Annotated in this window: 15 protein-coding genes and 1 tRNA gene; 5 read left to right on the plus strand and 11 right to left on the minus strand. The window is 58.5% G+C overall.

What is annotated here, in order from left to right:
- Positions 1 to 11: 11 nt before the first annotated feature.
- The 7 genes from rpoB to secE form a co-directional block, all read right to left on the minus strand.
- Positions 12 to 4,148 carry a DNA-directed RNA polymerase subunit beta gene (rpoB, locus tag J4721_RS12020; RefSeq protein ID WP_061049586.1) on the minus strand — a complete coding sequence of 1,379 codons (4,137 nt, stop codon included), beginning with the start codon at positions 4,146 to 4,148 and terminating at the stop codon, positions 12 to 14.
- A 274-nt stretch (positions 4,149 to 4,422) separates the two neighbouring features.
- The gene (gene rplL, locus J4721_RS12025) at positions 4,423 to 4,797 is read right to left on the minus strand and encodes a 50S ribosomal protein L7/L12 (protein WP_014876026.1); all 375 of its coding nucleotides are present in this window, start codon (positions 4,795 to 4,797) and stop codon (positions 4,423 to 4,425) included.
- 81 nt (positions 4,798 to 4,878) lie between these two features.
- Positions 4,879 to 5,397 carry a 50S ribosomal protein L10 gene (rplJ, locus tag J4721_RS12030; protein ID WP_027248544.1) on the minus strand — a complete coding sequence of 173 codons (519 nt, stop codon included), beginning with the start codon at positions 5,395 to 5,397 and terminating at the stop codon, positions 4,879 to 4,881.
- A 445-nt stretch (positions 5,398 to 5,842) separates the two neighbouring features.
- On the minus strand, positions 5,843 to 6,541 hold the full coding sequence (rplA, locus tag J4721_RS12035; RefSeq protein WP_014878906.1) for a 50S ribosomal protein L1: 699 nt from the start codon (positions 6,539 to 6,541) through the stop codon (positions 5,843 to 5,845).
- A 1-nt stretch (position 6,542) separates the two neighbouring features.
- Positions 6,543 to 6,968: a 50S ribosomal protein L11 gene (rplK, locus tag J4721_RS12040; RefSeq protein ID WP_014876029.1), complete on the minus strand. Its 426-nt coding sequence runs from the start codon at positions 6,966 to 6,968 to the stop codon at positions 6,543 to 6,545.
- Positions 6,969 to 7,711: 743 nt separating this feature from the next.
- The gene (gene nusG / locus J4721_RS12045; RefSeq protein ID WP_014876030.1) at positions 7,712 to 8,245 is read right to left on the minus strand and encodes a transcription termination/antitermination protein NusG; all 534 of its coding nucleotides are present in this window, start codon (positions 8,243 to 8,245) and stop codon (positions 7,712 to 7,714) included.
- A gap of 243 nt (positions 8,246 to 8,488) precedes the next feature.
- The gene (gene secE, locus J4721_RS12050; protein ID WP_008560174.1) at positions 8,489 to 8,686 is read right to left on the minus strand and encodes a preprotein translocase subunit SecE; all 198 of its coding nucleotides are present in this window, start codon (positions 8,684 to 8,686) and stop codon (positions 8,489 to 8,491) included.
- Positions 8,687 to 8,987: 301 nt separating this feature from the next.
- Here secE and J4721_RS12055 point away from each other — a divergent pair, with 301 nt between their 5' ends.
- Positions 8,988 to 11,180, plus strand: coding sequence for a glycosyltransferase family 41 protein (locus J4721_RS12055; protein ID WP_211002752.1), 2,193 nt, complete (start codon positions 8,988 to 8,990; stop codon positions 11,178 to 11,180).
- A 194-nt stretch (positions 11,181 to 11,374) separates the two neighbouring features.
- On the opposite strand, the gene J4721_RS12060 is transcribed toward J4721_RS12055, so the two are convergent.
- A tRNA-Trp gene (locus tag J4721_RS12060) sits at positions 11,375 to 11,450 on the minus strand.
- A gap of 152 nt (positions 11,451 to 11,602) precedes the next feature.
- Here J4721_RS12060 and J4721_RS12065 point away from each other — a divergent pair.
- The gene (locus J4721_RS12065) at positions 11,603 to 12,313 is read left to right on the plus strand and encodes a DUF374 domain-containing protein (RefSeq protein ID WP_211002753.1); all 711 of its coding nucleotides are present in this window, start codon (positions 11,603 to 11,605) and stop codon (positions 12,311 to 12,313) included.
- A gap of 402 nt (positions 12,314 to 12,715) precedes the next feature.
- On the opposite strand, the gene tuf is transcribed toward J4721_RS12065, so the two are convergent.
- From tuf to parC, 3 genes are all read right to left on the minus strand, one after another.
- Positions 12,716 to 13,891, minus strand: a complete 1,176-nt coding sequence (tuf, locus tag J4721_RS12070) for an elongation factor Tu (protein WP_014876013.1) — start codon at positions 13,889 to 13,891, stop codon at positions 12,716 to 12,718.
- A 261-nt stretch (positions 13,892 to 14,152) separates the two neighbouring features.
- Positions 14,153 to 14,764, minus strand: a complete 612-nt coding sequence (locus tag J4721_RS12075) for a hypothetical protein (RefSeq protein ID WP_102870598.1) — start codon at positions 14,762 to 14,764, stop codon at positions 14,153 to 14,155.
- Positions 14,765 to 14,891: 127 nt separating this feature from the next.
- On the minus strand, positions 14,892 to 17,240 hold the full coding sequence (gene parC / locus J4721_RS12080; protein ID WP_102859356.1) for a DNA topoisomerase IV subunit A: 2,349 nt from the start codon (positions 17,238 to 17,240) through the stop codon (positions 14,892 to 14,894).
- A 313-nt stretch (positions 17,241 to 17,553) separates the two neighbouring features.
- Between parC and J4721_RS12085 the strand changes: the two genes are divergently transcribed.
- From J4721_RS12085 to J4721_RS12095, 3 genes are all read left to right on the plus strand, one after another.
- Positions 17,554 to 18,255, plus strand: a complete 702-nt coding sequence (locus J4721_RS12085; RefSeq protein WP_211002754.1) for an SH3 domain-containing protein — start codon at positions 17,554 to 17,556, stop codon at positions 18,253 to 18,255.
- A gap of 33 nt (positions 18,256 to 18,288) precedes the next feature.
- A complete protein-coding gene (locus J4721_RS12090; RefSeq protein WP_211002755.1) occupies positions 18,289 to 19,119 on the plus strand; it encodes an SDR family NAD(P)-dependent oxidoreductase in 831 nt (276 codons plus the stop codon).
- Between the two features lie 67 nt (positions 19,120 to 19,186).
- On the plus strand, positions 19,187 to 19,393 hold the full coding sequence (locus J4721_RS12095) for a twin transmembrane helix small protein (RefSeq protein ID WP_014878898.1): 207 nt from the start codon (positions 19,187 to 19,189) through the stop codon (positions 19,391 to 19,393).
- The last annotated feature ends 1 nt before the right edge of the window (position 19,394 follow it).

Consider the following 19,394-nt stretch of genomic DNA (forward strand, 5'->3'; position numbering starts at 1 on the left):
GGCCGAGGCCCTTACTCCTCACCCTCTGCATCCAGGAGTTCCATATTCAGGCCGAGGCCACGGACTTCTTTCACCAGAACGTTAAACGATTCCGGTACGCCCGCTTCAAAGTTGTCCTCGCCCTTGACGATCGATTCATAGACCTTGGTCCGGCCTGCAACGTCATCCGATTTCACGGTGAGCATCTCCTGCAGGGTGTAGGCGGCGCCATAAGCTTCCAGAGCCCAGACTTCCATCTCACCAAAGCGCTGACCACCGAACTGTGCCTTACCACCCAGCGGCTGCTGGGTAACGAGGGAGTACGGACCGGTCGAACGCGCGTGGATCTTGTCGTCAACCAGATGGTGCAGTTTCAGCAGATACTTGATGCCGACGGTCACAGGGCGGGCAAACTGCTCGCCGGTGCGGCCATCAAACAGGATCGACTGACCAGAGGTGTCAAAGCCAGCGCGCACCAGAGAGTCGTTGACGTCGGCCTCTTTGGCGCCATCAAAGACTGGTGTTGCGATCGGCACACCACGGGTCACATTGCCGGCGGCCTCAACCAGATCGGTCTCGGTCATATCGGCAATACCTTCACCGTAGACGTCGTCACCATAGGCGTGATGCATCGCTTCACGAACCGGGGTCAGATCGCCGGAGCGACGATAGTCCTGAAGCGCATCATCAATCTTGATGCCTAGACCGCGTGCGGCCCAACCCATGTGGGTCTCCAGAATCTGACCAACGTTCATCCGCGACGGAACGCCGAGCGGGTTCAGACAGAAATCGACCGGAGTACCATCTGCGAGGAACGGCATGTCCTCCATCGGCACCACTTTCGAGATCACACCTTTGTTTCCGTGACGGCCCGCCATCTTGTCACCCGGCTGAAGCTTGCGCTTCACCGCGATGAAGACTTTGACCATCTTCATCACACCCGGCGGCAGATCATCGCCGCGACGCACTTTCTCGACCTTGTCCTCAAAACGGGCATCCAGGGCACGCTTTTGTGCCTCGTACTGCTCGTTCAGGGCCTCGACGATCTGTGCGCTCTGCTCGTCTTCAAGCGCCAACATCCACCACTGACCACGGCTGAGTGTGTCCAGCAGCTCTTCAGTGATTTCCGAACCGGCGCGAATACCTTTGGGGCCCTTGACTGCGGTTTTACCCAACAGCATGCCACGCAGGCGTGCATAGATGTTGCGATCCAGAATGCCCATCTCGTCGTCCCGGTCACGGGCCAGACGCTCGACTTCTTCACGCTCGATCTGCAGCGCACGTTCATCTTTTTCGACGCCGTGACGGTTGAAGACACGCACTTCGACCACGGTCCCGTAGTCGCCCGGCTTCACGCGCAGCGAGGTGTCGCGCACGTCAGATGCTTTTTCGCCGAAGATGGCGCGCAGCAGCTTTTCTTCCGGGGTCATCGGGCTTTCGCCCTTGGGTGTGATCTTGCCAACCAGGATATCGCCCGGTTCCACATCCGCACCGATGTAAACGATGCCAGCCTCGTCGAGGTTACGCAGCGCTTCTTCACCGACGTTCGGAATGTCGCGGGTGATCTCTTCCGGCCCAAGCTTGGTATCACGGGCGGCGACTTCGAATTCCTCGATGTGGATCGAGGTAAAGACGTCGTCACGCGCGATGCGCTCGGAGATCAGGATGGAGTCTTCGTAGTTGTAGCCATTCCAGGGCATGAAGGCCACGACGACGTTTTTACCCAGAGCCAGTTCACCCATGTCGGTGGACGGACCATCAGCAATCACTTCGCCCTTGCGGACTTCCTGGCCTACTTTCACCAGCGGACGCTGGTTGATGCAGGTGTTCTGGTTCGAACGCTGGAACTTGCGCATGCGGTAGATGTCCACACCCGCGTCGCCCATTTCGAGATCGGACGTCGCCCGGATCACGATACGCTGTGCGTCGATCTGGTCGATGATACCACCGCGCTTGGCCATGATGGCCGCGCCGGAATCCCGTGCCACGATCTCTTCGATACCGGTACCGACCAGCGGCGCCTCTGCGCGCAGCAGCGGAACCGCCTGACGTTGCATGTTCGAGCCCATCAGAGCCCGGTTAGCATCGTCGTTCTCAAGGAACGGGATCAACGAGGCCGCAACCGATACCAACTGTTTTGGCGAAACGTCGATCAGGTCCACGCTTTCACGCGGGGCCAGGGTGTAGTCGCCGGACTGACGTGTCGAGACCAGATCGTTGATGAACTTGCCATCTTCGTCCAGTGTCGCGTTCGCCTGCGCTACGGTGTGACGCATTTCCTCGGTCGCGGACATGTAGTGAACTTCGTCGGTCACCTTGGCGTCATTGACGACGCGGTAGGGTGTTTCGATGAAGCCGTACTTGTTCACGCGGGCAAAGGTCGCCAGCGAGTTGATCAGACCAATGTTCGGGCCTTCCGGTGTCTCAATCGGGCACATCCGACCATAGTGGGTCGGGTGAACGTCGCGCACCTCAAAGCCAGCACGCTCACGGGTCAGACCGCCAGGCCCAAGCGCCGAAAGGCGACGCTTGTGCGTCACTTCGGAGAGCGGGTTGGTCTGGTCCATGAACTGCGACAGCTGCGAGGAGCCGAAGAATTCACGCACCGCGGCCGCAGCGGGCTTGGCGTTGATCAGATCCTGCGGCATCACGGTGTCGATCTCGACGGAGGACATCCGTTCCTTGATCGCACGTTCCATGCGCAGCAGGCCAACGCGGTACTGGTTTTCCATCAGTTCGCCAACGGAGCGCACACGACGGTTGCCGAGGTGGTCGATGTCGTCGATGTCGCCCTTGCCGTCACGCAGCTCAACCAGCGCTTTGATGCAGGAGATGATGTCTTCCTTGCGCAGGGTCCGCTGAGTGTCCTCAGCATCCAGAGCAAGGCGCATATTCATCTTCACACGGCCAACGGCGGAGAGATCATAGCGCTCAGAGTCGAAGAACAACGTGTCAAACAGCGCGGAGGCTGCCTCGACGGTCGGCGGCTCACCTGGGCGCATGACGCGGTAGATATCCATGAGCGCGGTGTCGCGGCCCATGTTTTTATCCTGCGCCATAGTGTTGCGCATATAGGGACCGACGTTGATGTTGTCGATGTCCAGAACCGGGATGTCGGTGATACCGGCATCGATCAGTTCCTTGACGGTCCCGCCAATCAGCTCGCCGCCCTTGTCGTACTCGAGAGTCAGCTCATCGCCGGCCTCGACGTAGATGGCACCGTTCTCTTCGTTGATGATGTCCTTGGCGACAAACTTGCCAACAATATGCTCGAAGGGCACCAGCAGGTCGGTGATGTTGCCTTCGTCGATCATCTTCTTAACGGCGCGCGGCGTGACCTTCTTGCCCGCTTCGGCAAAGATCTCACCGGTGGCCGCGTCGACCAGATCATAGGTCGGACGGGTACCGCGCACACGCTCGGGGAAGAACGGCGTGACCCAGCCACGGCTCTTCTCAAGCTTGAAGTTCACGGTGTTGTAATAGGCATCCATGATGCCTTCCTGATCCAGACCCAGCGCATAGAGCAGGGTCGTTACAGGCAGTTTGCGGCGACGGTCGATGCGCGCAAAAACGATGTCCTTGGCGTCAAATTCGAAGTCGAGCCAGGAACCGCGATACGGGATGATGCGGCAGGCAAACAGCAGCTTACCCGAAGAATGCGTCTTGCCTTTGTCGTGATCAAAGAACACGCCCGGCGAACGGTGCATCTGGGACACGATCACACGCTCGGTGCCGTTGACCACAAAGGTGCCGTTCGGCGTCATCAGGGGCATATCGCCCATGTAGACGTCCTGTTCCTTGATGTCCTTCACCGACTTCGCGCCGGTATCTTCGTCGACATCAAAGACGATCAGACGCAATGTGACCTTCAGCGGAGCTGAATAGGTCATGTCGCGTTGCATACACTCCTCGACGTCGTACTTCGGACGCTCGAAGGAATATTTCACGAACTCCAGAACCGACGTCTCATTAAAGTCCTTGATCGGGAATACCGACTGGAACACGCCCATGATGCCTTCGCCGTCGAGCGGCTGTTCTGCATCACCAGAGCGCAGGAAGAGGTCGTAAGAAGATTTCTGGACCTCGATGAGGTTCGGCATGTCCAGGACTTCGCGGATTTTACCGTAGTATTTGCGAAGACGTTTCTGGCCAAGGAACGATTGAGCCATGTCAGATGTCACCTTTCCAATTCTCACTGAGCAAGGATGCCGCCGGGCCCCGGCACCTTGCCCATACGAGACAGCGTGTTCGGATCAATTCATGACCACCTTCCCGAATGGTGGCCTCCCGATCCTTTGAACCTCGCCTGAAAAAACGCCCAGAAGTTTGGGCCCTTTCTAAGACAGGTTCGGCTGGACCCGGTTTTCACCGGGCCCAGCCAAATTTCCGGGATGTTCAGAGGGTGCCGAAACCGACCCCCAGTGTTGTCCCGTATCGCGTAGCTTAGGCCAGCTCGACTTCGGCGCCAGCTGCTTCCAGCTTGCCTTTGATGTCTTCTGCTTCGGCTTTGTCCACGCCTTCTTTGATCTTGCCGCCAGCTTCGACCAGCTCTTTGGCTTCTTTCAGGCCAAGACCGGTGATGCCGCGAACTTCTTTGATCACGTTGATCTTGGAAGCGCCGGCGTTCTTCAGAACGACGTCGAATTCGGTCTTTTCTTCTTCAGCTGCGCCACCGGCGTCGCCGCCAGCTGCCATGACAACTGCGCCGCCAGCTGCGGGCTCGATGCCATACTCATCCTTCAGGATGGTTTTCAGTTCTTGTGCTTCAAGCAGGGTCAGACCAACGATGTCTTCTGCCAGTTTCTTCAGATCAGCCATTTTATCAGCTCTTTCCGTTTACAGTGTGTGTGTTCCAACGTGCAGGCAGGTGCCTGACGCCAGTCATTCAGTGCCAACCGCTTACGCAGCTTCCGCCTTCTCTTCGATGGTCGAAAGAATGCTTGCGATGTTGCTTGCAGGTGCGCCAATTGCGCCAGCGATGTTGGAAGCAGGTGCGCCGATGCAGCTTGCGATCTGAGCAATAAGCTCGTCGCGCGAAGGCATTTTCGACACGGCTTCAACGCCGGCACGGTCCAGAGCGTTCTCACCCATTGCGCCGCCAAGGATTTCGAACTTTTTGTTCTCCTTGGCGAAATCCTCTGCCACCTTAGCGGCGGACACAGGATCTTCGGAATAGGTCAGTACGGTCATCCCCGTCAGCAGGTCAGACATGTTTTCACACGGCTTACCCTCGAGGGCGATTTTGGCGAGCCTGTTCTTGGCAACACGCACGGAGGTGCCAGCGTCGCTTGCGCGCGCCCGCAGATCCTGCATCTCAGCAACTGTCAGACCGGTGTAGTGGGCTACGACCACCACGCCAGAGCTTTCGAAGATCTGGCCGAGTTCCTCGACCACTCTCTCTTTCTGGGCTCTATCCACAGTTCTCTCCAAGTTTAGGGACACTTGCGCATCCCGGCTCATTGATGTGCCGAACATTGCTGTCCGGCGTTCAAGTCCGTTTTAACGGGGTGAGCCAAAATCACCCGAGGGTAGGAATTCCCTCGATCCTTTGGTCGTTCCCGTCTCAGGAGGGAAATTAAGACCCGATCGACAGGCCACCCACCATCTTGGACGAAATGAAATAAAGCGCACGACGAATCGCACGCTTTATCTCGCGGTCGTAGTTAGTCCCATTTTAGGGGTTTTCCAAGGGCAAAATTGCCTCAAGACCCAACAGAGGCCGGATCAGCCGAGATACTGCCAAGGACACCCCCGAAACGCAAAACCGGGGGCCCCGCAAGGGACCCCCGATCTGTCGCTGATGGATGCGATCTGCGGCGGCACGACATCGCGCACCACCAGAGCATCGCCCCGCTTGCCGAGATTACTCGGTAACCGCGGTTTCCACGTCAACGGTAACGCCCGGGCCCATAGTGGAGGACAGAGCGATTTTCTTCATGTAGGCGCCTTTGGCACCAGCTGGCTTTGCCTTGGCGACTGCCGAGATGAACGCCTTGACGTTCTCGATCAGCTTGGCTTCGTCGAAGGACGCTTTGCCAACGCCTGCGTGTACAACGCCGCCTTTTTCAGCCTTGAACTGAACTTCGCCACCTTTGGCTGCTTCCACGGCCGCTTTCACGTCCATAGTCACGGTGCCAACCTTGGGGTTCGGCATCAGGTTGCGGGGGCCAAGCACTTTACCCAGACGGCCAACGATCGGCATCATGTCAGGGGTTGCAATGCAGCGATCAAAATCGATGGTGCCGCCCTGGATGGTTTCCATCAGGTCTTCTGCACCGACGATGTCCGCGCCAGCTTCTTTGGCTTCGTCAGCCTTCGCGCCACGAGCGAAAACAGCAACACGCATGTCTTTGCCGGTGCCGTTGGGCAGACCGATAACGCCGCGAACCATTTGGTCTGCGTGACGGGTGTCAACGCCGAGGTTCAGGGCGATTTCGATGGTTTCGTCGAATTTTGCGTTTGCGTTCGCTTTGATCAGAGCGACTGCTTCTTCCACCGACAGGTTGTCCTTGCCAGCGAAAGCTTCGCGCGCAGCGCGGGTCCGTTTACCGAGCTTAGCCATCTTACTTCACCTCGATGCCCATGGAGCGGGCAGAGCCCAGGATGATCTGCATCGCGGCTTCGATGTCGTTCGCGTTCAGATCTTTCATTTTCGCTTCGGCGATTTCCTTCACCTGAGCAACGCTGACGGTGCCCACGGTTTCGCGCGACGGGTTGTTCGCGCCGGATTTCACTTTGGCGGCCTTCTTCAGGTAGTAAGACGCAGGCGGCGTCTTGATGTCCATGGTGAAGGACTTGTCCTGATAGTAGGTGATCACGGTCGGGCACGGCGCGCCGGGCTCCATGTCTGCGGTCTTGGCGTTGAACGCCTTGCAGAATTCCATGATGTTGATGCCGCGCTGACCCAGCGCCGGACCAACCGGCGGAGACGGGTTTGCCTTACCGGCGGGCACTTGCAGCTTCATTGTGCCAACAAGCTTCTTAGCCATTTGGTAGTCCTTTCAACGAAGATGAGACGCGTCCCATCCGGTGTATGTTGCGTGGTCCGATGTCAGGATCGCGATCCCTAGATCTCCCACGAGAGAATCTCGCCCGGAGGCGATAGAGGCGGCGTTTATAGGGGAATGGTGAGGTTGGCAAGTACGTTGCGCAACAGTCCTATTGTAACGCTAAGGTCCAAATAATTCTGACCCCAATCTTTCTCTAGACCTATGGGTCCGGAGCGCGACCAACTCGAATTACGCCTTCGTCTGCGCTTCGGACATAGTACTGCACAGTATTGCCACCCGGACCAAAGAGCAAAGCTTTGCTCCCAAACAAACCAGAGCCACCAAACCTAGCTTTGACAGTCTTGGTCTGAGGGCCGGGAATATCACTTGCCACAGCGCGCATTCCGCCAGCTTCGCAACTGATGGATGAAATGATTGCTCTACTGGTCGAATCAATAGGAATGTCAAGTTTAGTTGGCGTGTCAAAAGTTCGGCTAAAGTCTGGCCCCTGAACCGTGCAATTTGCAACAATGGGAGAGCCATTGTTTTCGGCGCTGAACGTCATGGAGCGCGTCTTGACTACTGAAGCAGCAGGCTCACTAGCTACTGGCTGAGGCTCAGGTTCATTCGTTGCCGTCGTCGTATTGCATGCTGACAATCCGACGCAACTTACCAACAAAAACCAACGCATAAAGATCTCCCGCAATAAGATTGACGGACGATCCGTAAGCGCGTTAAAATTGTCAACCCTGCTTCGTAACCTGCGTAAAGTCCAGCTCCACCGGGGTTTCCCGGCCAAAGATGGACACGGTAACCTTGAGCTTTTGATTGTCGTCGTCGACGCCTTCGACCATGCCGTCGAAATCTTCGAACGGACCGTCATTGACTTTGACTTTCTCACCAACCTCGAAGGAAATGAGGGTGCGCGGCGCCTCTTCGCCTTCTTGGACGCGGCCCAGGATCCCCTGCACTTCGGCATCGCGCATCGGCATCGGGCGGCCTTGCGGACCGAGGAAGCCGGTGACCCGGTTAATGGAGGAAATCAGGTGGTAGCCACGATCGGACATTTCCATATGCACCAGCACGTAGCCGGGCATGAAGCGACGCTCTGTCGAGACTTTCTTGCCGCGACGAATCTCGATCACCTCTTCGGTGGGGACCAGAACTTCGTCGATCTCGTCTTCAAGGCCCTGTTCTGCGACCGACGTGCGGATCTGCTCTGCGATTTTCTTTTCGAAGTTCGAAAGAACGCTGACCGAATACCACCGTTTCGCCATGAACCTGATCGTCCTTGTGTCTCTTGGCCGACTAGACTGTCGTGCCGCTGCTGAAATAAAATGCAGCCTCTCGCGGCTGCCCTCTAACAAAAAGCGGCGCGCGACACGAATCGCCACACGCCTACGTCAGAGCTAAGCGCTCACCTACCGCCCCGGGGGGGCAAGATCAAGAGGTGAGCCGTCAATTGCAAAGCCTACCCCCCTGTGTCGCAACGATGCGCAACACGGGGTCGTCAGGCTGAGTTAGCCGAACATGCCCAAGATGCCCTCAAGCCCAAAGCGGATCAGAATATCCACAATGGCAAAGAACACGGCCGTAAGCGCCGCCATGACAAACACCATCACGGTGGTCAGCAGCACCTCACGGCGGGTCGGCCAGACGACCTTGGAAACTTCGGCGCGGACCTGCTGAATAAACTGGACGGGGTTGGTGGTGGCCATGAGGCGGGATTCTCTCTGCTAGCAATCAAACAGCGATTTAAACGCAGACCATGGCAATTTCAAGCCCCACCGCGGATCGCGCACCGGCATCTGGCGTCCGGTGTCTGACTGGACAGGCACAAGCCCGCCGTCCGTTGAAGCCCCGTGATGATCGCCCCTGCCAGAACAGATGCGCCAACCGCCGCTGGTGCAGTCAATTCTATCTTAATTTTCGAGAGGCATAAATATCGCCACCGGGCAACGCAGATGCCATCACATCGCGCCCTGCCCGCCACCGAGCGCGATTATGAGATAGGATTCCATGACCCTCGCACAGAACGATCCACAGGCTACCCGCCTGAGTCAAACCACCCCAGCAGGGGCCGCCACCCAGCGCGAAGCGCAGGCAACCCCACCGCTGACCATGCAAATTTCCGGTAAACTTTCCGGGCGCGGCCACGCGCGGCCAAAGCAGGCGGACGCCAAGTTGGATCCTGAACTGCAGGAGCAACTGACCGCGCTGTTTCAGCACGGGCAACATCAGCAGGCTGCAGCCCGGTGCGCCGAATTGCTGAACAGCCATCGTAAATCCGCTTTCCTCTGGGAATTGCTCGGCCGCTGCCATCTGGCACAGGCCGCGCTGGATGAGGCTGCGACCTGCCTCAATAAGGCTTGCGAACTGAACCCGACCTCGGCCACGACCTTTGCTGCGATGGGCGATGTTTACCGCCGCCAGAACCGGTCGGAGGATGCGGTCGCGCTTTACAAAAAGGCACTGGCGCTTGATTCGACCTGCCTGTCTGCGCTCAATAATCTGGGCAATACACTGTTGGATCAGGATCGCATCATTGAGGCGGACCAGTGCTTTGCCAGTGCAATTGATCAGGCGCCGGACAATGCGCAGCTGCTCTACAACCGGGCCAATATCCAGCGACAGCTCGGTAATCTGGGCATCGCGCGCGATCTCTACGGACGGGCCGCGCGATTTGCGCCGGGTTTTCTGGAGGCACGCTATAATCTCGCCCAGCTCACCGGCATGGCCGGCGACAGGGTTGAGGCGATCCGCAATCTGGAACAGATTCTGCTGGCCCGCCCAAACGATGATCGTGCCCGCGCCCAGAAGCTGCGCTTGATGGCAGATCTTTGCGACTGGCGCTGGCTCGACGAATATCAGGATCACCGTCGCCATCTGGGGCTGCGCGGCTCCGCCTGTGCGCCTCAGGCTCAGATCGGTCTCGAAGATAACCCCGACCTCCTACGTATCCGGATGCAGGCCCATGCCAGTGCAGGGCTACAGTCGGATCCGGCGCCACAACGCCCTCGGGCAGAGACGCGGCCCCCGCAACTTCGTGTCGGCTATTTTGTCAGCTCAAATCAGGATCTGGACGCACTGCGGCTGCTCGACAGCCTGCTAGCCCGCCATGACCAGAGCCGGTTCTCCCTATATGTCTACACCGCCAGCGCGCCGCGCGCAGATCTTGTCGGTGTCCTACACCGTGACATTCGCGGACTGTCACCCACCACGATCAAGACGCAGGCCGTGGCAGACCAACTGGATATTGCGATTGATCTGACCAGCTACACACAAGAGGCTGATGCAACCGTATTCTCGGCCCGGATTGCACCTGTTCAAATCGCCATGCCAGGCTTCCCAGGCACCATGGGCACCCCCGCCTATGATTATATCGTCGGGGATGCCGTCACCTGCCCGCCCGGCAGTGAGCGATATTTCGAGGAGCATCTGATCCGCCTGCCGCACAGTTACCAGAGTGTTTCAGGGCCGCAGGATTTGTCTGGACATCAGTTCAGCCGTCGCGATTGCGGCCTGCCGGATGAGGCATTTGTATTCTGCAGTTTCACCGCCGGCCACGCGATAACCCCGCGGGAGTTCGACATCTGGATGCGCCTGCTGACCAAGATCGACGGCAGCGTGCTTTGGCTGGCAGATCACCCTGAAGAGGCGCAGGCGGCTCTTCGGCAGGCGGCAGGCGATCGCCGTGTCGACCCGGACCGCGTGATCTTTGCAGCGCCTTGCACCAGTGAAGAGCGGATGGCGCGCAGCATGGTTGCGGATCTCTTCCTCGACAGTTTCACCCTCAATGCCGGTCCTGCGGCCCGTGATGCACTGGTTGCCGGGCTACCTGTGCTGACGATGGCCGGTCGCCAGTTCGCTGCACGCACCACCGCCGGCCTTCTGGCTGCAGCCGGAATGGAGGAGTTGCAGACAACGACGCCTCAGGCCTATGAAGCGCGCGCCCTTGAGCTGGCCAGTGATCGCGACCAGCTGATGGCACTGCGCAGCAAACTGCGCCTGATGCAATCCAAGGCACCGCTGTTCAATACGGCAGGCTACATTCAGGATCTGGAGCGGGGATTGGACATGGTCTTTGCCCGACATTGCGACGCACTGCTGCCACAGCATGTGACGGTTCCGGCCGAGGATGTGCTGCCCGCAAAACCAGCCGACAGCTACAGCGCAGCACAGACCGCAGGCACGCCCATTCACGCCGCCTGATTGGACCAATCGTCACCCCTGGAACCCAACGCCTTCCCCGCCCCAGAATGGCGGCGGAGGCGTTTTGCCTGCCATGCGGGCTGGATCCAGCGAGACCCACCCACGAAGAGAGAGCGGACAGGCGCAGCTGCGGCTATGGGGCAGCGAATCGAGACAAGGCCCGTGTGGGATGTCTCGTTTCTGAGATGAGAGAGTGGCAGGGGCATCAGGGTTCGAACCCGAGACCTACGGTTTTGGAGACCGTCGCTCTACCAACTGAGCTATACCCCTACGGTGCGGCAGTTCCTAAGCCAGAGCTGCGCGGCTGGCAAGAGGGAAATCAACGAAATTTCCCTGATTTCCCTGTCTCAGCCCGGGATGACTGGTCCCGACTGTCGCGCTCCAGTATGACAGAACAAAGGATCCAGAAGAAAGAGCCCAGAGTGAGCCTGCGTAAGAAAATCGCTGACAGCCCGAAGGTGAACCGCGCCGTTGAGGCGCTGCTGGCGGGCTATGTGCGTTTCGCCTATCGAACCTCACGCTGGGAGCGTCGCGGGTTTGAAGAGATGGATGCCTGCGTCGCCTCGGGGGAACCCGTGATCTTCGTGCTCTGGCACCAGCGGCTGATCATGGCCCCTTATCTCTTTAACACTTCTCTAGGCCGGATCTGCGCGCTGACCTCCGCCGCCCGCGCCGGACGGCTGGCGGGACAAATTCTAGTGCGTCTGGGGTTTGAGACCATCCCGATGTCCAGCCACAAACGCCATGTGGCGCTGTCCCGCGAAGTGCTGCGCCGCACCAAGGAAGGGTGTTCGATCGGCATTGCCGCTGACGGCCCGCGCGGCCCGGCGCGGGTGTCTTCGGGCGTGCCGATCACGTGGGCGCGGATGACCGGATGCCGTGTGTTCACCGTCGCGTTTGCAGAACGGAAAGTGATTAAGCTGCCAACCTGGGACCGGCAGATGTTGCCCCTGCCATTTTCGCGTGGTGTTCTCCTATGTCAGGAATGGACAGAGGAGGTGCCGAAGAAGCCAAGTGACGAGCAGGCCGAAAAGCTGCGCCTGAGACTGGAGGCCTCCCTGGATGAGATTACAGATAGGGCAGATGCGGCGGTCGAACGCGACGGTCAGAGCCAGAAGAATCAGGCTAGTTAGTTAGAGCGTTTTTCGCCGCAGTTTCGGTTGGTGGATTGGTCACCGATGCGGAGACTACCCTTCAAACTCTGCCAGCCCCGGAGACCGCGTAGTTTGTGGATCTGCTTTCCTGCACTACAGCGAGATTCGGATAAAAGCGCCCCCGGACAACACCAACCGTGCCTTGGCAGAAACCCCCGTAACGCTAGTGTTTATAAAAGCCATAAGAGGGAAGTCGGCCGCTTTCCCGTCTCGCTCAGGTCACAAATCGCCCCCTGCCCTGTTCAAATGTCACCACATAGAAAAAGGCCGCCCCGTTTGGAGCGGCCTTCTTTGTTTATCTCACCTGAGTGGCTCTCGGTGATTTTCCTTTCGGAAAACCAGCTATCACCACAGGCCAGAGCTTCCGTTGGAAACTCGACCTTAGTCGGTGATTTTCGACACAACGCCGGCACCGACGGTGCGGCCGCCTTCGCGGATGGCGAAACGCAGGCCGTTTTCCATCGCGATCGGTGCGATCAGCTCAACGTCGAACTTCAGGTTGTCGCCCGGCATAACCATCTCGGTGCCCTCAGGCAGGGTCACGGTGCCAGTGACGTCGGTGGTGCGGAAGTAGAACTGCGGACGGTAGTTCGCGAAGAACGGGGTGTGACGACCACCTTCTTCTTTGGTGAGGATATAGGCCTCAGCTTCGAACTTGGTGTGCGGCTTCACGGAACCCGGCTTACACAGAACCTGACCACGCTCAACGCCGTCACGGTCCACACCGCGCAGCAGCGCGCCGATGTTGTCGCCAGCTTCACCACGATCCAGCAGCTTGCGGAACATTTCCACACCGGTACAGGTGGTGGTGGAGGTGTCACGGATACCAACGATTTCGATCGAGTCGCCAACGTTGATCACGCCGCGCTCAACACGACCGGTCACAACGGTACCACGACCGGAGATCGAGAACACGTCTTCGATCGGCATCAGGAACGGCTGGTCAACAGCGCGCTCAGGGGTGTCGATGTAATCGTCAACAGCCGCCATCAGCTCTTTGATCTTCTCTTCGCCGATTTCAGGCTTGTTGCCTTCCATCGCCGCAAGAGCCGAACCTGCAACGATCGGGATATCGTCGCCGGGGTAGTCGTAGGAAGACAGCAGTTCGCGGATTTCCATTTCGACCAGCTCCAGGAGCTCTTCGTCGTCAACCTGGTCCACTTTGTTCATGAACACGACCATCTTCGGGATGCCAACCTGGCGGCCCAGCAGGATGTGCTCGCGGGTCTGCGGCATCGGGCCGTCAGCAGCGTTCACAACCAGGATCGCGCCGTCCATCTGCGCCGCACCGGTGATCATGTTCTTCACATAGTCAGCGTGGCCGGGGCAGTCGACGTGGGCGTAGTGACGGGCTTCGGTCTCATATTCCACGTGCGCGGTCGAGATGGTGATCCCGCGCGCTTTCTCTTCAGGTGCGCCATCGATCTGGTCGTAGGCTTTGAAGTCACCAAAATACTTGGTGATCGCTGCGGTCAGCGTGGTCTTGCCGTGGTCAACGTGGCCGATGGTGCCGATGTTGACGTGCGGTTTTGTACGTTCAAACTTTTCCTTAGCCATTCTGTAGGCGCCCTTTTGAATTGGGGGTCGAAACCCGACCCGAATTTCCTCTGCGCGCGCGGCTTATTTGGTTTGCAGGTGAAAATCAACCCGTTCCGGCACGTCGGCGCGCAAATCACCGTAAGATCGTAGACGAGACCCCACAGCCCGCGTGCCCGGCCCATCTCAGTTAGACTGATGCCAGATCGAGACCGCCAACTCGCGCGTTATACGCGCGAACTTCTGCAGCCTCACAACGATGCAAATTACGACCTGAGAACGTCAGCCAGCCGCCGCCGTTTGCCCAGCGCTTGCGGCGGTGGCATCTTCACCGAGGTCCGCAGCACTGCCCTGTTCCGGCTCAAACCAACCGTTTTCCTTCCGCTGCTCCACCAGCCAGTCTTCGATCTGGCCGACGGCGTTGCGCGCGAGCCCCAGCATCTGCTCTTCCCGGGTACGGGCGTGACCTGATCCAACCAGGAAACTATCTGCTGTTGTCGTCTCAAATACGGTCAATTTTTTTACGGCCTTGTTCAACTTGGTGCCTGCGGCGTCATCCCAGACGGTCACGTTAATGGCCAGAACCGATTTCGGGCTGAGCACAAGGGGCACACCGCCGGGGGCAACAAAATAGCCCTCAACACTGATTCCGAAGTGATAAATCTTGTCGCCATTATATTGGCTGAACCGGGCATCGACCTCATTGGTGAGGATATCGACCCATTCTTTCTGCGAGACTTCACGTGAGCCAGGCACCATCTGCACCTTGGAGGCGATGACGATATTATGGCCGAGCTTGAAGGTACCGAGATCCTCCAGCGGTTCGTCAGGCGCGGCCGCGGTACAGGCGGCAACGGCGACCATGGCGGCCAGGAGAGCGAAGATCCGGATCATAGCAGTCTCATTTCAATTAACAGACGCCTTCAGATAGCCGCCCCGTACGGAACCGGTAAAGCCATGATGGCCGTGTGGTTCCGACGGGTGGCGCTGAGGCCACAGGTGCGTGGCCGCAAGAGACGCCTTATTTGAATTTGTAGTTGCGCGGGAAACCATAAGGCGGCCGTTTACCGATACCGGCACGTTTGCCTAGCCATTGCCCCAAGTCGGTCTCGTGCCGTGTCTTGCCGCCACCCATTTCCCAGCTGATACCATCGTCCCAGTTGAAGGTGGTGACATCACTCAGCCCGCCATCAAGCTCCAACGATCCCTGCTTGCCACGCGCCATATTGTATTTCTGCAGACGCACGCCCTTGCCTCGGGTCAGTTCCGGCATTTCCTCAACTGCGAAGACAAGGAATTTGCCATTCTCGGACACCACCGCAACGTGGTCACCCGTCACCCGGATACAGATCTTGGCGCGGTCGTCGTCTTTGACGTTCAGCACCTGTTTGCCGCTACGGGTCTGGGCGACGATATCTTTCTCCGCGCAGATGAAACCATTGCCGGCATCCGAGGCGACCAGCAGGCGGCCTTCCGGGTTGTGGATCAGGATATCGACGATCTCAACCTCATTCGGCAGATCGACCATCAGCCGCAAAGGTTCTCCCATGCCGCGTCCGCCGGGCAGATTGGACGCGGAAATCGTGTAGAACCGTCCGTTGGAGGCAAAGACCAGCAGCCGGTCTGTGGTTTCGGCATGGAAGATGAAGCGGGGGCTGTCGCCATCCTTGAACTTCAGTTCGCGCCCTAGGTCGATATGGCCCGTCATCGCCCGGATCCACCCCATCTGTGAGCATACGACCGTGATTGGCTCACGGTCGATCATAGCTTCCAGCGGGACCTCTTCAACCTCTCCCGCCTCGGCAAAGCGGGTGCGACGGGGGCCGCCCTCATAGGTTTTGCCGAACTGCTTTTTGGTGTCCTTCAACTGCTCAGCGATGCGGGACCATTGCAGATCCTCTGATGCCAGCAGTTCAACCAGCCCGGCACGTTCCTCGCGCAGGGCGTCACGTTCGCGGACCAGTTCGATCTCTTCCAGACGGCGCAGGCTGCGCAGGCGCATGTTGAGAATCGCTTCGGCCTGCACCTCGGTCAACTCCCCGGCGCCGATAGCGGGCGAAACGTAGTCAGCTTCGGTATAGGCGCGCGGGTGATCCAGCGACCAGTTTTCCCGCATCAACGCGGCCTTCGGATCATCGTCATACCGGATGATATCAATGACACGATCCAGATTGAGGAAGGCGATGATGAAACCTTCGAGAACCTCAAGACGATGATCGATCTTGTCCATCCGGTGCTGCGACCGGCGCTGCAGAACGTCGCGACGGTGATCAAGGAAAGCGCGCAGCACCTCTTTCATCGAACAGACCTTGGGCGTGACGCCGTCGATCAGCACGTTCATGTTAAGGCTGAAGCGAATTTCCAGATCCGAGTTGCGGAACATCATGTTCATCAGCACTTCGGGATCCACATTCTTGGACTTTGGCTCAAGAACGATGCGGATATCCTCGGCCGACTCGTCGCGCACGTCAGCCAAGATCGGGATCTTCTTCGTCTGGATCAGTTCCGCGATCTTTTCGATCAGCTTGGATTTCTGCACCTGATAGGGGATTTCGGTGATGACGATCTGCCATTGGCCGCGGCCCAGGTCCTCGACCTCATGGGTACAGCGCAGGCGGAAAGAACCACGACCAGTATTGTAGGCCTTGGCGATATTTTCCTTAGGCTCAACGATAATGCCCCCTGTGGGGAAATCTGGCCCGGGCACATAGTTCAGAAGGGTGTCATCGCGCGCATCAGGGGTCTTGATCAGATGCAGGCAGGCATCAATCAATTCGCCGATGTTATGCGGCGGAATATTGGTCGCCATCCCCACAGCGATACCCGCTGCACCATTGGCGAGGATATTCGGGAATGTTGCCGGCAGTACCGCCGGTTCAGTCAGGCGTCCGTCGTAGTTATCGCGGAAATCAACGGCGTTTTCACTCAAGCCTTCCAACATCGCCTCGGCGACGAAGGTCATCCGCGCTTCGGTGTAGCGCGAGGCCGCAGGGTTATCACCGTCGATATTGCCAAAGTTGCCCTGACCGTCCACCAGCGGGTAGCGGACGTTAAAGTCCTGCGCCAGACGCGCCATGGCATCATAGATCGCGGCATCACCGTGAGGATGGAAATCACCCATGGTGTCGCCGGAAATCTTAGCCGATTTCAGAAAACCGCCGGTGGAGGTGAGTCGCAGGCGGCTCATGGCGTAGAGAATGCGGCGATGCACCGGTTTCAGGCCATCACGCGCGTCGGGCAATGCCCGGTGCATGATGGTGCTGAGAGCATAGGTCAGGTAACGCTCGCCAATCGCGCGGCGCAACGGTTCCAGTACTTCTCCGGATGCGGGGGAATCGGGGGTGTCTTGATCATCTACCAGGTCGGTCATGTATTGGTGATACTGTCCCCTCCAGTCGTGGTAAAGCGGGGCCGTAAGAAAATGCGGAGTTACCCCCATATATCGGCCCGACCACTACCACGTGTGAGGATTTACCGAACGCCGGCATCTCTTCGCGTGCACCGTCGGTCGATCGGGGGAGAAAGCGGCCACCTCTCCCCTATTGCGACTCGTTAAACTGCTGTAGGATTTGAAGATGCTGGAACAAACTGTGTTGCAGGTGCGTATTACCTGCATGAGGGCGGAGGCTCGCCATTCGTGAATTTGCACAGGTTTTCAAGCTGATCCTGGGGGGGATTTGTATATGTCGCGTTTTGTTATTGCATCGTTTCTATTCTTGGGCTGGGGCTTCTACGAAGCCAGTGGCGGCGCCGATTTTAAGCCGCCGAAGGGGCCCTCGGCCGCGGTTGATATCGCCAAAGCAGCCTTTGGCAATGACAGTAGCCCATCAAATACATCTGTGCGCAGCACCGAGGTAACGGCCGAATCTCTGGTCAGCAAGGTGGCGCTACGCGTCCCGCAGAGTGATAGGACGCAAGCAACAAACAGGAAACCTGCGCGACCAGCCGCCGACCCTGCACTGCGCTCTCGGGTGGCGATGGAGCAGATTGCCGCGGTCGGCGCAGGTCTCAGCAACAGCGATGCAGCATTTTCGGCCACATCAGCGTCTCAAGCGAGTTTCCAAACGTCCACAGCGACATCCGGCGCAGTACAGCTGGCCTCGCTCACCGACGGGTTGTCGGCGCAAACTCTGATCCAGGCCGCAATTGAGACCGACCCGCAGGAAATCGTGGAGCCGGACGCTGATATTCGCTCCATCACGGCAACGCGCGTCAACATGCGCTCCGGTCCGGGCACAGTCTATCCAATCGTTGACCGGTTGAGTAACGGCGAGGAAGTTGCGGTGTTTGAAGATATTGGCACCGGCTGGCTGCACCTGCGCACCCTAAAAGACGGCAAAGTTGGCTGGATTGCCGCTTCCCTGGTGAGCCAGAAACGCCCATAAAGCGCCGGTACAGGTGACCGCGCGAGGGGATTTATGCAAAAAACAATCCTGATGACAGGCTGCTCTTCCGGGATCGGCCTGGATGCAGCCCATGGGATGCGCGAACGCGGCTGGACTGTTTTTGCCTCCTGCCGTCAACGCGTCGATTGCGACAGGTTGCGGGCGCAGGGGTTCATCAGCCCGTTGATGGACTACACCAATGCTGAGACGCTCCGCAGCGGCCTTGACGAAGTGCTGGAGCACACCGGCGGCACATTGGATGTGCTGTTCAACAACGGCGCCCATGGCCTCCCCGGCGCGGTTGAGGATGTCTCCACCGACGGGCTGCGCAGTATCTTTGAAAGCAATGTCTTTGGCTGGCACGAGCTGACCCGCAACGTCATCCCGGTGATGCGCGCACAGGGGCATGGGCGCATCGTGCAGAATTCCTCGATCCTCGGATTTGTGAGTTTCCCTTGGCGCGGGGCCTATGTCGCCACCAAACACGCGATTGAGGGGCTGACCGACACCATGCGGGTTGAACTGTGGGACAGCGGAATCAGGGTCATCCTGATCGAACCCGGCCCCGTTACATCCAAGATCCGCGAGAAGGCCATTCCGCATTTTGAGAAATACGTCGACTGGGAGAATTCCGCCCTGCGTGATCGCTATGAGACGAGCCTGCTAAAACGTCTCTATGAGAGCACCGGACCAGACAGATTTGAACTCCCGGCCTCCGCTGTTACGGCTAAGCTGGTTCACGCCTGCGAGAGCCGACGCCCGCATCCGCGTTACTATGTCACTGTGCCGACCCATGTTGGCGGTGTGCTAAAACGCATCCTGACCACACGCGCGATTGACCGCATCCTCGCGCGGCTTAGATAGCTGATGCGCGGTCAGACCTGCCATGGGGGCAGCCGCTGGCGCGACAAGAAACAAGGAATATGAGAAGATGGGCGATCCGCTCTACATCCTGGCGATTGCTGCGATCGCAGCAACTGTCATCGTGCTGGTGATCGGCATTGGTGGGTTCGGCGCCGGTGGTGCCTTCAACGCCAGAAACGCCAATAAGATGATGCGTCTGCGCATCCTGTTTCAGTTTCTCGCCGTGGTGTTCATCCTTGGCTATGTTTATCTTCGCAGCCAGGGAGGTCAGTGAG

The organism is Phaeobacter sp. HS011 (assembly GCF_018101215.1).
Classification (GTDB): domain Bacteria; phylum Pseudomonadota; class Alphaproteobacteria; order Rhodobacterales; family Rhodobacteraceae; genus Phaeobacter; species Phaeobacter inhibens.